Here is a 14,952-nt window from a genome sequence, read left to right on the forward strand (position 1 = left end):
AAAGTATGAATGGTCGTGTTTGCGTGTACTTCGATCTGTTATTCACCGTGTTCGGAGATCCATTGCCAAAAAATAAGGTATGCACGATCGCGTTAACAAAAGGATCGTCTCATACCTTATTTAATCATTGCTTGCCGTTTAAAACGCGCATCAATAATGCCATCTTACAAAAGCCTCCATCGCGGCGTATTTCGTCATGCCGAGCGCTGCGTAGAGGTCAGCGGTATGCGCGTTCCTGTCTTCTGCGCGCTGCCAGAACTCGCGGCTGTCTGCGCCCTGGAACGGCACCATGTCTTTCTGCGACTGGTGAATAAAGATGCCGAAGCGTTTTTTCATCACCTGGTCGGGGCTCATGGGAATGGCCATTTCAATATCGGAGATATCCCATTCCTGCCATGCGCCTTTGTACAACCACACCCAGCAATCGTTGATCCAGGGTTCGCCGGCGGCTTTGAGCCTGCGCAAACTTTCGAATACGATCTCCAGGCATACCTTGTGCGTTCCATGCGGATCTGCAAGATCGCCCGCGCAATAGACCTGGTGCGGTTTTAATTTTTTCAGGAGCTCCATCGTGACCAGTACATCTTCTTCACCCATCGGTTTTTTATCTACCGTTCCCGTTTCGTAAAACGGAAGGTTCATAAAATGCGCGCGGTCCTCGGTAAGGCCCACGTAACGGCAGGTTGCTTTTGCTTCGCAACGCCTGATCAATCCTTTGATCGAACGTATATCCGCAGTATCTACCTGGTTCTTCTGTTTGTTGGCGATGTATGTTCTCGCGGCCGATAGGATATCCTTGCTTTTATGATTGTCTATTCCGAACATGTCTTCAAACCCTACCGCGAAATCGATGAAACGTGTCACGAACTCGTCGGTAACCGCAATGTTTCCACTGGTTTGGTATGCTACATGCACCTCATGGCCCTGGTCGTGCAAACGCATGAATGTTCCACCCATGCTGATGATGTCGTCGTCGGGATGCGGAGAGAAGATGACGCATCTTTTCGGGTGCGGTTCGCTTCTTTCGGGGTGCATCGGTATCACGGCATTCGGTTTGCCGCCCGGCCAGCCGGTAATGCTGTCGCGGAGCAGGTAATATACCTGGAGGTTGATCTCGTAAGCGTCTCTTTCTACGAGCAGGTCTCCGAGACTGTTTTCTATGTAATCGTTTGCTGTAAGGCTCAATACCGATTTGTTCGTTTTCAGCGCCATGTAGATCACCGCGCGTTTGATCATCTGCGGTGTCCAGTCGCATTCGCCGGTGAGCCAGGGCGATTTTATGCGTGTAAGCTCGGCCGCAGCCGGTTCATCGATCACGAACGTACAATCGCTGTGCTGCTGAAGAATGCTGGCGGGGATCTGCTCCGTCATGTTGCCCTCAACAGATTTTGCAATGATGTGCGCTTTTTGTCCCCATCCCATCAATACGATGCGTTTTGCTTTCAGGATATTGCTGATGCCCATCGTGATGGCAAGACGCGGCACTTTCGAGATGTTTTCGAATTCGTAGGTATTGGCGATGCGCGTGGTGTTCTCAAGCGTAACCAGTCTTGTTTTTGAGAATATACTAGATCCCGGTTCATTGAAACCGATGTGGCCGTTCAAGCCGATGCCGAGGATCTGCAGGTCTACGCCGCCCAATTTATCCAGCTCAGCCTCGTAAGCCGCGCAATATTTTTTGATGTCTTCCTTGGGCCAACTCCCATTGGGTATGTGGATATTGGCAGGATCGATGTCGATGTGATTGAACAGGTGACGGTGCATAAAGCTCCAGTAACTCTGGAATGCATCTTTTTCGATCGGGTAATATTCATCGAGGTTGAAGGTGATGACGTTTTTAAAACTCAACCCTTCCTCGCGGTGCATACGAACCAGTTCGGCATAGAGATAAATAGGAGTACCGCCTGTGGCCATCCCCAAAACACAAGGCTGGTTCTGCGCTTGTTTTGCACGGATCAGGGCCGCGATTTCCTTTGCTACCGCTTTTGAACCGGCCAACGCTGAAGGAAAAATCTCCACTGGGATCTTCTCAAATGAATCTACCATGGTCATAGCACTTAAGTTTTTACAAAAATACATTCAATTTGCAGGATTGTGCAAGAAAAGAATGAATAAACGCATAAATCCGCAGCTTTAATTGGTGGCGCTAGGGCTACCGGAACGGATTATTTTTTTTCAGGCGCAACGCTGTTGTTGTTGGCGGCGTCGAAGAAAGCTTTGCTGTAGCTAACGCCCCACCAGTCGTACCGTTTGAACTCGTTCCGTAGCCTCGGCTCGAAATGGTTCCAGTCGCGTTGTTCTTTTCCACTCCACAACACCTCGCTCAAAGCGCTCATACGCGGGAAGATCATGTACTCGGCCTTGGATGCGTTGGGAATGTATTCGGTCCACAGGTTGGCCTGCGCGCCGATGATGTGTTTTGCCTCTTCGGCGCTCAATTCTGCCGGCTGTGGTTCGTAGCTGTAAACCCTTTGCACCGTTGTGTAGCAACAGATTACAAGGGAATCTTCATTTTTTGTTTGAGAATGGTCGAAATACATCCATCCGCCCGGCGTCATGATCACATCGTGTTTTTGTTTGGCCGCTTCTATACCGCCTTTTTCGCCGCGCCAGCTCATTACGGTTGCATTGGGCGCGAGGCCGCCTTCCAGTATTTCATCCCACCCGATGATCTGTTTGCCCTTGCCGTTCAGGTATTTTTCTATCCGCTGGATGAAATAACTCTGCAAACCATGCTCGTCTTTCAGTCCTTTTTCCCTGATGAGCTGCTGGCAGAAGGCAGAGCGTTTCCAATTGTCTTTCGGGCACTCATCCCCACCAATGTGAATGTATTTGCCGGGGAACAACGGGATCACTTCGTCAAGCACATCCTGCAGAAAACCGAATGTATATTCCGTGGGCGCAAATACATCGGGGTACACGCCCCAGGCTTGCTGCACCTGTTTGCCGGTGGTGTCGCCCGACCAGGTTACGTTCTTTGCGGGCCGGGTGGGTTCGTCTGGGAAACAACTCAGTTGCGGGTAGGCGGCAATGGCCGCGGATGCGTGGCCGGGCATTTCTATTTCTGGAATAACGGTGATGTAACGGTCGGCCGCATATTTCACGATCTCCTTTACCTGTTCCTGCGTATAAAAACCGCCGTATCTTTTGTTGTCGTTGCCCTTACCCGGGTGATGCCCGATGATGGTGCCGTTGCGGTATGCGCCAACCTGCGTGAGTTTCGGGTATTTTTTGATCTCTATTCTCCAGCCCTGGTCCTCGGTAAGGTGCCAGTGAAAGGTGTTCATCTTGTACATCGCAATAAAATCGATGTACTTCTTTACAAAATCAACCGGCATAAAATACCGGCCCGCATCGAGGTGCATGCCGCGGTAGGCAAAACGGGGCTTATCGTCTATCTGTACAAACGGAACGGAAAGCGTTTTCGTCTTTTCCATCGGCAACAACTGGATGAGCGTTTGCACCGCATAAAAAGTTCCGAGCGAACCCGCGCCGCCGATCTCTACACCATTGGCCGAAACAACCATTGCGTATGCGCCGGGAACGGGGTGGTCGATCTGTTCAATGTCCAGCACGATGTTGTTCTTATGGGCGCTTGAATTTTTAACGACAGGCAACCTGAAGCCATAAAATTGCTGCAGGTAATCATTCAAAAACTGCGCTGATCTCTCAAGTCCTGATTCTGCCAGCACGATCGCCGTGTTGGGTGTGATGGTAAAGCTGCCTTGCTGTGTCTCTACTTTTGTTGGCCGTGGAATAAGGTTCACTTCCTGCGCAAAACTGCTGAGCGAGAAAAACAGAGCGAGAACAAAAAAATTTTTTTTCATAAACGGAATTTGTTTTTTGATCCATAACCGGCAGCGGATGAGAGGTTGTGGATGTGTGTGTAAAATAAAAAAGATTCCTGTGCATACAGGAATCTTTTTCTATCCGTTGAAATTAATTTGTTAATCCACTTTTGTAAGCTTGATGATATTGGTAGGAAGGTGAAGGTCTACCGGCGTACTTCCCGTGTTAACCACCACATCGCCTGTGTTTACGAACCCTCTTTCTTTGAGGATCTGGATCTGGTCGTAAATAATATCATCCAGGCTGTCTTCTTCTGCGTAATAAAACGCGCGTACGCCCCAGCTCAGGCTCAGTTGGTTCACAAGTGTACGTTCTTTTGTAAAAACATACAATGGTGAAGACGGGCGGTAACTGCTCAGCATAAAACCGGTATACCCGCTCTGCGTCATACCGATGAGTGCCTTTGCGCCCACATCGTCCGAAATTTTACAGGCGTTGTAGCAGATCGCATCGCTGTGGAAAGAGGGCGAGTGCGGCTGGGGTTTCAGGTCCTCTTCGCGGTTGTATCTGTATTCTTTTTTCTCTACTTCCGCAATGATCTTGCGCATGGTTGATACCACCAAAGCAGGGTGTTGCCCTGTTGCGGTCTCTCCGCTCAGCATCACGGCATCGGCTCCTTCCAGAACGGCATTGGCCACATCCGTGATCTCGCTGCGGTTTGGTTTTACCCGGTCGATCATGCTTTCCATCATCTGCGTTGCCACGATCACCGGTTTTGCACGGTGTATGCATTTGCGGATGAGTTCTTTCTGGATCAGCGGGATCTGTTCAACCGGCAACTCAACACCCAGGTCGCCACGCGCCACCATAATACCATCGCTCTCCACGATGATGTCGCGGATGTTGAGCAAGGCTTCCGGTTTTTCTATTTTTGCAATGATCTTTGTTTTGCTGCCATTGTCCTGCAGGATCTTTTTCAATCCAACAATATCCTGTACACTCCTCACAAAACTCAATGCCACCCAATCGCACTGCTGCGCGATGATGAAATCGAGATCGGCCAGGTCCTTTTCCGTTAAGGCTGGCAACGAGATCTTTGTATCGGGAAGGTTGATCCCTTTTTTGGAGGAGAGTATCCCGCCCAGTGTTACCATCACTTTCACATCGCCGTTCGCTTCAATGCTGGAAACTTTTACCTCTATCTTTCCATCATCGATCATGATGGTGTTGCCTAGAATCACGTCGCCCGCCAGGTTGGGGTAGGAGACATAGATCTTTTCCAGGTTGCCGATGCATTTTTCATTTGTGAAAGTGAGAATGTCGCCCGGTTTTACTTCCAGCGCGTTGTTCTCGATTTCACCCACACGCAGTTTCGGCCCCTGGAGGTCGCCCAATATCGCAATGTTGTATGGTTCTGTTTTGTTGATGTTGCGGATGTGCTCGATGATGCTGAGCTTATCCTCATGACTTCCATGTGAAAAGTTCAAACGGAAAACGTTCACTCCTGCTTTTACCAGTTCAAGAAGCTTATCGTAGCTGTCGCAGGCCGGCCCCACTGTTGCCACTATCTTGGTTCGGTGGTTCACGTGGGCAAGACCTGCTTCTTTATCCATGTTCTTGTACAGGTACTTATCAAGGTTTTTTGACATCGTATTTTTTTTAGTATTCGTTGCTTGTTCTGAAATGTTTAACTGGCAAGGATCTTCACGATCTTGAACCAGTCTTCGGAGATCTTTTGTTTGGCCTTAACGGCTTTGTCGAGTGGTGTGTAATGCATTTTGTTGTTTACTACACCCACCATCACATTCGTCTTGCCTGTCATCAAACATTCCACTGCGTGGTAGCCCATGCGGCTTGCAATGAGCCTGTCTAAACAGGTGGGCGATCCGCCCCTTTGAATGTGTCCCAGGATACAAACCCTTGTGTCTGCCTGTGGCAATCTTTCTTTGATGATGCGTGCGATCTCGTTGGCCCCGCCAAATTCGTCGCCTTCTGCCACCACCACGAGGTTCACGAGTTTTTTTCTTCTTTCTTTTTCGGTGAGGTTGGCAACGAGTTCTTCGATATCGGTCTTTGTTTCCGGTATCAGGATGTTCTCTGCGCCTGTGGCGATCCCGCTGTGCAGGGCAATGTATCCCGCATCGCGGCCCATCACTTCAACGATAAAGAGGCGGTCGTGCGCATCTGCGGTGTCGCGGATCTTGTCGATCGCTTCTACGGCGGTATTCACCGCCGTGTCGAAACCAATGGTGAAATCGCTTCCGGCGATGTCTTTGTCTATGGTGCCCGGTAAACCGATACACGGGATATCGAATTCGTTGCTGAATTTCTGCGCGCCTTTGAAGCTGCCATCGCCGCCGATGATCACGAGCGAATCGATGCCTCTTTTTTTGAGGTTAGCGTATGCTTTTTTGCGGCCCTCCGGTTCAAAGAATTCTTTGCTGCGCGCGGTTTTCAGGATCGTTCCGCCGCGCTGTATGATGTTGGCAACCGTACGGGAATCCATTTTAAAAATATCATCGTCTATCATACCGCTGTAACCGCGCATAACACCCCATACTTCCATTCCATGATAGATCCCCGTTCTTGCAACAGCCCTGATCGCAGCGTTCATTCCCGGGGAATCGCCGCCGGAAGTGAGCACGGCTATTTTCTTGATTTTACTTGCAGACATTGTGATTTAGCAGTCTTCTACAGAAGAATTTTAACGACAGTCAATTGGGTTTCAAATGTGTATCATCTACACAAGCATCAAAAGTACGCAATTGAAGGCAATATGGCAAGGGAAAGCGGGCTAACGGGTGTTAGTTGATTTGCAGCTGCTGCGTTTGTGTTTTCGATCCGAAGTTCAAAGCCGCTCCGGCAAAAACACTTCCGCCATCATGCACCTTGCGCTGCCGCCGCCATTGGTTTCAATGGTGGTGATGTCGGAATGAATGACCGGGTTGTAATGTTCGATCGCCAGCAGCTGTTGTGCATCCAGGCTGTTGAATGCCTGCGTAGACATCACCAGGAATTTTTTTCCTTCCGCGTTGTTTACCTGGAGCATATTGCCCGCGAAATGGTTCATTTGTGCGAAACTGATCTCTATGATCTCTTTTCCGTTGCGGGTAAGCGATTCCATTACTTTTTTTCTTTCGGCTGCGTCTTTGATGCTGCCGGAGCAGATCACCGCGTATTCATCTGCAATACACATCATCACGTTGGTATGGTAAATGGGTTGGTTATCCTGGTCTACGGCGGTGAATGTGATGGGCACATATCCCATCTTACCACAGAAAACATCCAGCACCGAGGCGTTGGTGCGCGGCGATAAGCAGGCATAGGCGATCTTGTTTTCCCTGTCGAGTACCATACTGCCTGTGCCTTCCAGGAAAACATTTTTTTGTTCGTATGCACTGAGGTCGATGGTCTGCTTTATGTTGAATTTCCGGTGAACCGCATCGATCACATGTTGTTTTCTTTCCAGCCGCCTGTTCATCGCAAACATGGGGTAGAGCAGGAGCGTGCCGTCTTCGTGAAAAGAGATCCAGTTGTTGGGAAAAACAGAATCGGGGGTATGCGGCTCGGGTGTGTCGTCGATCACGGTAACATCAATTCCGTTTGCACGAAGAACGGCAATGAATTTTTCGAATTCGTGCAGCGCCTTTTCCTGTACGGTATGATCAGATGCGTTCACCTGGAACGAATTGTTTACCGCTGTTTCTTCGTTAAAATCAAACCGTACGGGTTTGATCATCAGTAAATGGGATGTGTGTTGCATACAGCGTTTGTTTGTCAATGGTCTGCGCGCCACAACGGCATGCTCATGCAATGAAAACCTCCGCGCGCGCGCGATAGTTCGGCGGATGGCATCAGTATCATGGTGTCTTTCAGTTCGTTCACGTTCACGTTACCGGCTTCCAGGTCCTGCAACAGTTCTTTCACATGCACGATGCTGAACCCCGCGTTCCTGAATGCTTCTGTTGTTTTATCGTTCCTGTCGTAGCCCAATACCACGCCTTCTTTCAGCGCCAGCAGGTTGCAGGAGTCTGTCCATTGTTCCCTCGCATTGTACGGGAACTCATTGTTGCCCGAATAAATAAAACGTACATCGGTTCCGCAATGCAGGTCCGTTACGCTGATGTCTACCAGGAGGTCTTCCAGGCTGTCGAAATGCACGGGGTTCTCCGGGCTTTTTTTGTGGAACTGGAGTATTTTGATCTTCTCTTCCTTCTTTATTTCCAATATGCGTTCGATGGCATCTTCGTCTTCGTGTTTTACCGCTTTGCGCGAGAAGTTGCCGAGCATCACCCACACATCTTTTTTTACCTGTGTAAATACGGTATCGATGTGCATATAGTCCCTTTTTTTAGGGATGCGGATGATGGTCACTTTTTCAACCAACCCTTTTTCAAACATCATATTGGTGATGCTTACCGCTGCTTCGGGTGTTGTTCTTTCGCTTACGCCAACAAGCAGGTGGTTCTCACTCACCACCATGATGTCGCCGCCTTCCAGTGTAACTTTTCTTTCGTCGTCGTCTTCCGGCATCAGGAAACTGTGGTTCGAATCCGGCAGTTCGATGATGTTGTTTCGGTAACCCGCAAACAAAGGATGATGGAAGAAAATGTATTTGGCCAGCAATGCCTCCCGCGTACGCGCTTTTTTGGCGGGCTTGTTCAGCAGCACATGGTCCTTGATGGTGATGCCGATGTCTCTCGTAAAAATAAAATTAGGGATGGGCGCAAACAACAATTCATTCCCGCTTGCCGTACCTGAAATAAATGTCTTGGCCAGTTCGGCCGCATTGTATTGAAGCAGGGCATTCTGCACCTCGTAGGTACAGCCCTCGATCGCACTTACCGAAGCAACGAGTTTTGTGTGTATGTCCTTGTCTTCAAGCACCTGCGCCAGCAACCATTGCAGTTCCACCACTTTGTCAGAGGCAAAGAAAACGTCAGACTCGGGTTTGTAAAAACGACGGTCCGCCGCAGGCGAATCTATCTCCGCAAGCCTTCCTTTGATCTTTGACGGGTCAAGAAAATACAGGAGGATCTTTGTATAATAATCGTACTCATCCTTCCTGATCGTATCCAGGTGCACGATGTCTTCGAAGAGCCAGTCCTGCGCTTTAGAAGGCACCACTTTTCCCAAACCACTGTCCGGGCTATGCACAAGCACCCGGCGAAGCGTAGCAATTTCAGAGGTAACGTTGAGTTTATCTGCAAGCATAAAATAATATTTTGCATTCCTGTTTCACTGCTGGAGTCTCCCCAGGAACAATGAATAACAGCAGGAATTGTTTTTTTTTGAATGTTGATCAATTTCGAACCAAACTCGTAGAACGGCACAAGGGAAATACCGGTTGCATAGGAGCACATAAAATGCAACGTGACAAGTGTGAACCAACCGGCATGTTTACGCTCTTTAATGATCCGGCATTGAATTCAAACCGCGGTACATCCACGAGAAGTGGGGCGGGTGGATGGGTGGTATGTATGCGCGGCGATTCATTCGGGTACTAAATTACGACTTTCCCTGCAAAGGGTCTTTGTGGTGCAATGTGCCGGCAGACCCGATGATCCGGAACCGGACGAACATTTCTTCGCTGTACCATTTCTCGTCGCGGGTTTTGCGTACCACATCTGCGTGTTCGCGGCCCTGGTAGGCAAACTGCTTCATGTGTGCCTTGCTCTCCCATACACTGAAGGTGGCCTGTTTGATCCACGGTACCTCGCCGATGCCGAGAGAAGTGATAAAGCCGCCGGCATCGTGCATACGTTCCGCAACACCGTTCACATGGGCCCAGAAACGGTTGAGCTTACCCGGTCGGATGGTGGCGCGTGTAAGCACGGCGATGCGGCCCTCATACCCGGTTTGTTTTGGCAGGGGGCCGAAACAGTTTTTACCATCCCATGTTCCATGGCCCTCTATCGGCACAAGCCTGATCTCCCAGGTTTCGCAGGAAAAGAATTTCCACCAGTTGTATAGCGTTTGCGGCAAACGGGTAAGCGCTTCCGGCTCCCCGTTCCAGACGGCCAAAACGGCCCATTGGCGCCAGTCGGGTGTTTTGTCGAATGTTCCGTTCTTTCCGCTGCCCATCAGTTTCCAGAAGCCGATCTTTTTGCTGAACAGCAGGGGCAGCCTGAACACGGCCATCGATAAAAAACCGGCCCAGCCAAGCCAACGCGGGTATCGTACTACGGTGAGCGTGCAGATCATAACCGAAAATAAGAAAACAGGGTTACAAGAAATGCGTTATAAAAACAGGTGTACACAAGGCAGGATGTAAAACAGGAAGCGCCCGGTTTTTTTTAACTATCTTGATTCCGTTTTTGAGGGCACTTATCCGTTTACTATGAACCTTGTTGTTACCAACATCAAACACCTGATCAATGTTCGTGAAAAGACAGAATTGCTGCGCGGCGCGGCGCTTGCAGCGTTGCCGGTGATTGATGATGCCTACCTCGAGATAAAAAACGGCCTCATCAGCGGATACGGCGCCATGAAGGACATTGGGAAAAGGGAAGCGACAGAAGGCGAAGAGATCCTCAATGCAAACCAGGCTTCGGTATTGCCATGCTGGTGCGACAGCCATACGCATATTGTTTTTGCCGCCAGCAGGGAAGAAGAGTTCGTAGACAAGATCAAAGGCGCCACCTACGCCGAAATTGCCGCAAAAGGTGGCGGTATCCTGAACTCTGCGCGCAGGCTGAACGAGATCGATGAGCAGGAACTGTTTGAACAATCCTGGCAACGCCTCTCCGGATTGATGCAACTCGGCACGGGCGCCATTGAGATAAAAAGCGGCTACGGGCTAACGGTTGAGGGAGAACTGAAGATGCTGCGTGTGATCAAGCGGTTAAAAGAAATAGCGCCGATCCCCGTCAGGGCCACTTTTTTGGGTGCGCATACCTACCCGATTGCTTTCAAGGAAGATCACAAAGGGTACATCGACCAGATCATCAACCAGATGCTGCCGCGCATAGCAGAAGAGAAACTGGCAGACTATATCGATGTGTTTTGCGAAGAAGGATTTTTTGATCCTGTTGAAACAGAAACCATTTGCCGCGCGGGAATGAAGATCGGCCTCAGGCCCAAGATCCATGCCAACCAGCTCAACTTATCTGGCGGAACGCAGCTAGGCGTTAAACTCGGGGCGCTCTCGGTTGATCACCTCGAAACGATGGATGACGATGCCATCCAGGCGCTTGCATCCTCGCAAACCATCGGCACCTTGTTGCCCAATGCCGCGTTCTTTCTCCGCATGCCGTTTCAGCCGGCACGCGCCTTGATCGATGCAGGATGTGCCGTAGCGCTTGCTTCCGACTACAACCCGGGCTCCAGTCCGAGCGGCAACATGAATTTCGTTGTTTCCCTGGCCTGTATCCAGATGAAAATGCTGCCGTCTGAAGCCATCAATGCTGCCACGCTCAATGGTGCCTTTGCCATGGAGCTGCAGGATGAGCTCGGCAGCATCACCACAGGCAAACGCGCCAACCTGGTATTCACCAAAGAGATCCCCTCCATCGCATACCTGCCTTATTCATTCGGCACCAACCTTGTTGAGAGGGCAATGATTAACGGGAAGTTTATTTAAGTAACTTGTACAATTAGTAATTAGGAATTAGGAATTAATAATTAATAGTTCCTAAAACGTTGTTCTGGTAACGACCAATCATCCAATTCCTAATTCCTAATTCCTAATTCTTAATTATTAACTGTTCTGCCATGAACCATTTCAAATTCTACAACAAGAAAGATGTTTTGGCGGTTACACGGATCCGCCGTTTTGAGACCAAGTTGGGCGAGCGTATACAGGTTATCCATGATCCCGGAAAACTCGAGGCCTCCCTGCAGGCTTCAAATGCTTCTTTTGTTTTGATAGGCGTTCCCGAAGACATTGGCGTGAAGGCGAACATGGGTATCGGTGGTACAGACTCGGCATGGCTTTCTTTCCTGCATGCGTTTCTCAATATCCAAAGCAACGATTTCTGTGAAGGGAGCAACATCATCCTGCTCGGCCATTTTGATTTTTCCGGGATCGAGTCGCTGATCGAAAAAAATGCGCAGGGTTTCGATGAGAAACTCGCGGCGTACCGTCATGCGGTAAATACGATCGATGATGAAGTGGAGCAACTCATTCACCTCATCACACAGAATAAAAAAATACCGATCGTGATCGGTGGCGGCCACAACAATTCTTATCCCTGCATCAAAGGCGCGGCAAAAGGTTTTTATAAGGCGGGCGTAATTCCCATTGCGCAGATCAACGCCATCAACCTCGATGCCCATGCCGATTTCAGGCCGATGGAAGGCAGGCACAGCGGAAACGGCTTTTCTTATGCCGAGAACGATGGTTACCTCGAGAAATACTGCGTGGTAGGGCTGCACGAAAACTACCTGCCGCAAAATGTATGGATGGATATGGTGAACAACCCGTTTGTGGACTGTATTACCTACGAAGACATTTTTGTTCACGAAAAACGGAACTTCCGGCAGGCGGTAGATCATGCGATCGAATTTACAAGCGATACCTTATGCGGCATCGAGATAGACATCGACTCGATCGAAGGCGCATTGAGCAGCGCATCAAGCCCGGTGGGCGTCCAGGTGAACCATGCGCGACAATTCATCAGTTATACGGCCATGGACAGCAAAGTGGCTTACCTGCACATTTGCGAAGGCGCCGCGAAATTATCTGACGGGCGGGAAGACAGGGGTACAGGCAAAATGATCAGTTACCTGGTCAGCGATTTTGTGAAGGGGATGATGGCTTGATGTCTTTCACACAATAGTCGCTCGGCTCCGCCGAGTGGCAACACACCGCAAGTCAGTCAAGTCAGTCGCTCGGCTCCGGCGGGTAACAACACACCGCAAGTCGGTCGCTCGGCTCCGCCGAGTGGCAACACACCACAAGTCAGTCGCTCGGCTCCGCCGGGTGTCAACACACCGCAAGTCAGTCAAGTCAGTCGCTCGGCTCCGGCGGGTAACAACACACCGCAAGTCGGTCGCTCGGCTCCGCCGAGTGGCAACACACCGCAAGTCGGTCGCTCGGCTCCGCCGAGTGGCAACACACCACAAGTCAGTCGCTCGGCACCCTCGAGTGGCAATACACCGCAAGTCAGTCGCTCGGCTCCGCCGAGTGACTACTATCACCGGCGTCCACGCCCCATGATCACGATTGTGATTCCAGTTCCATCACTTTTTCAAACACGGCCTCATACTCTTTCTCCAGCGCCTCCCGATTGCTCCTTGCTTTCTTATAATCCGTTTCAATACCCTGGAATTTCACCTTGTCAGAATAATTTGCAGGATCTCCAAGCGCCGTTTCAAGCCGGGCCTCTTCCTCTTTGGCCTTTCCGAGTTGAGTTTCCAGGTTGGTAAGGCGGCGTTGTTCTTTCTGCAGTTCTTTCTGTAGTTCGCGGTTAACGGGCGTGTTTTCTTTTACAACGGGTTTGGCGGGTTCCGGCTTTGGCGCGGGTTTGTTTTCGGGTTTGATATCAGGTACGCCGAGTTTCTGTTTTTCAGCCGCAATGCGCGACATCCGTTCGTTCCAATCAACCCATTCCTGGTAGGTTCCTTTGAATTCTTTGATCTGGTGGTCTACGATCTCCCAGATCTTGTTTGCGGTTCTTGAGATAAAATAACGGTCGTGGCTAACCGCAATATAACTGCCTTCGTATTTGTTCAATGCTTCGGCAAGCAGTTCTACCGAGTGCATGTCGAGGTGGTTGGTAGGCTCATCAAGTATGAGGAAGTTGGCTTTGCTCACGATGGTCTTTGCAAGGGCAACCCGTGCTTTTTCACCACCGCTCAGTACTTTGATCTTTTTGTCAACATCATCTCCGCTGAACAGGAAAGCGCCAAGCAATGCGCGCAGTTCTACGTCCGATTTTTTGCTGCCGGCGCTTTGCATTTCTTCGAGTATGTTGTTGCCCAGGGTAAGCGCCTCGAGCTGGTGCTGGGCATAAAAACTTTGCTCAACGTTATGTCCCCATACACGTTCGCCCGTGAACGACTCCGTGCCGGCCACCATGCGGAGAACGGTCGATTTACCCTTGCCGTTCGCGCCGATGAGGGCGATCTTGTCGCCGCGTTCGATCTCCGCAACAGCATGTTCGAGGATCTTGATCTTTCCGAAGCTTTTGCTCACATCTTTCAGTTCAACCAAAACTTTTCCCGGCACCTTATCAAGCTGGAAATTGATGCGCAGGTCGGGCCTTTCCAGTTTAACGTCTTCTATTTTTTCAATCTTGTCCAGTCTTTTCTGAACGCTCTGTGCCTGCGCGGCCTTACTGGCCTTCGCTTTAAAGCGCTCGATGAATCTTTCCTGCTGCCTGATGTAATCCTGCTGGTTCTCGAATGCTTTCTGCTGCATATCGATGCGGATCATTTTCTCCTGCTCGTAAAATTCGTAATCGCCCGTATAGATGTGGAGTTGTTGCTGGTAAAGCTCAACGATCTTGTTCACCATCCGGTTCAAAAAGAATTTATCGTGGCTCACGATCACTACGCTGCCCTTGTAATGCAGCAGGTATTTCTCCAGCCATTCGATGGAAGGAAGATCCAGGTGGTTGGTCGGTTCATCCATGAGCAATACATCGGGCTGCTGCAGGATCATTTTGGCGAGCAGCACACGCATTCTCCATCCACCGCTGAACTCTGCATACGGGCGAACAAGATCTTCGTTGCTGAAACCGAGACCGTGTAAAACCTCTTCTGCTTTGTGGTGAATATTGTATCCATCCAGCACATCCAGCTCGTGCAGTGCATCGGTGTATTTGATGAGGAGTTCTTCGTTCTCCGAATCTTTTTCAAGCGCGTGCCCGAGGTGCTCTATCTCTTTTTCCAGTTCACGCACCCGCTCAAAGGCGCTCAGGGCCACTTCTGTGATGTTGTCGTTGGTATCAAAGCTCAAGAGGTCCTGGTGGAGGTAGCCAATGGTGGTTTCCTTGCTTTTCTCTACCGTGCCTTTGGATGGCGTGTACTCGCCAACCAATACCTTGAGCAAGGTAGACTTCCCGGTACCGTTATAGCCGATCAGCCCTATGCGGTCGCCGGGTTGAATATGCCAGGTGGCATCTGCAACAATAACTCGTGCACCAAACTCGAACGTAACATTTTGAAATCCTATCAACATCTCTTAACAAGTATTTAAGGGCGCAAAGGTAAACCCAA

Annotated in this window: 10 protein-coding genes; 2 read left to right on the top strand and 8 right to left on the bottom strand. The window is 50.0% G+C overall.

The window, feature by feature from the left end; translation table 11 throughout:
* Window positions 1-150: 150 nt before the first annotated feature.
* From nagB to GWC95_RS08635, 7 genes are all read right to left on the bottom strand, one after another.
* Window positions 151-2,052 (bottom strand): glucosamine-6-phosphate deaminase, encoded by a 1,902-nt coding sequence (nagB, locus tag GWC95_RS08605; RefSeq protein WP_161818299.1) that lies wholly within the window; start codon window positions 2,050-2,052, stop codon window positions 151-153.
* A gap of 113 nt (window positions 2,053-2,165) precedes the next feature.
* Complete coding sequence (locus GWC95_RS08610) at window positions 2,166-3,827, bottom strand: beta-N-acetylhexosaminidase (protein WP_161818300.1); 1,662 nt, start codon at window positions 3,825-3,827, stop codon at window positions 2,166-2,168.
* A 120-nt stretch (window positions 3,828-3,947) separates the two neighbouring features.
* Entirely contained in the window at window positions 3,948-5,438 is a 1,491-nt protein-coding gene (pyk, locus tag GWC95_RS08615) for a pyruvate kinase (protein WP_161818301.1), read from the bottom strand.
* 38 nt (window positions 5,439-5,476) lie between these two features.
* Complete coding sequence (gene pfkA / locus GWC95_RS08620; RefSeq protein ID WP_161818302.1) at window positions 5,477-6,463, bottom strand: 6-phosphofructokinase; 987 nt, start codon at window positions 6,461-6,463, stop codon at window positions 5,477-5,479.
* Between the two features lie 174 nt (window positions 6,464-6,637).
* A complete protein-coding gene (ctlX, locus tag GWC95_RS08625) occupies window positions 6,638-7,552 on the bottom strand; it encodes a citrulline utilization hydrolase CtlX (protein WP_161818303.1) in 915 nt (304 codons plus the stop codon).
* A gap of 14 nt (window positions 7,553-7,566) precedes the next feature.
* Window positions 7,567-9,003, bottom strand: coding sequence for an arginine deiminase family protein (locus tag GWC95_RS08630; protein WP_161818304.1), 1,437 nt, complete (start codon window positions 9,001-9,003; stop codon window positions 7,567-7,569).
* Window positions 9,004-9,297: 294 nt separating this feature from the next.
* Window positions 9,298-9,993: a DUF3291 domain-containing protein gene (locus GWC95_RS08635; RefSeq protein ID WP_161818305.1), complete on the bottom strand. Its 696-nt coding sequence runs from the start codon at window positions 9,991-9,993 to the stop codon at window positions 9,298-9,300.
* Window positions 9,994-10,129: 136 nt separating this feature from the next.
* Between GWC95_RS08635 and hutI the strand changes: the two genes are divergently transcribed.
* Complete coding sequence (gene hutI / locus GWC95_RS08640) at window positions 10,130-11,371, top strand: imidazolonepropionase (RefSeq protein WP_161818306.1); 1,242 nt, start codon at window positions 10,130-10,132, stop codon at window positions 11,369-11,371.
* A 131-nt stretch (window positions 11,372-11,502) separates the two neighbouring features.
* Window positions 11,503-12,552, top strand: a complete 1,050-nt coding sequence (locus GWC95_RS08645; RefSeq protein WP_161818307.1) for a formimidoylglutamase — start codon at window positions 11,503-11,505, stop codon at window positions 12,550-12,552.
* 397 nt (window positions 12,553-12,949) lie between these two features.
* Here the strand turns inward: GWC95_RS08645 and GWC95_RS08650 are convergent, their stop codons facing one another.
* Entirely contained in the window at window positions 12,950-14,914 is a 1,965-nt protein-coding gene (locus tag GWC95_RS08650; RefSeq protein ID WP_202630253.1) for an ABC-F family ATP-binding cassette domain-containing protein, read from the bottom strand.
* Between the last annotated feature and the right edge of the window lie 38 nt (window positions 14,915-14,952).

The organism is Sediminibacterium roseum (assembly GCF_009939005.1).
GTDB classification, from domain to species: domain Bacteria; phylum Bacteroidota; class Bacteroidia; order Chitinophagales; family Chitinophagaceae; genus Sediminibacterium; species Sediminibacterium roseum.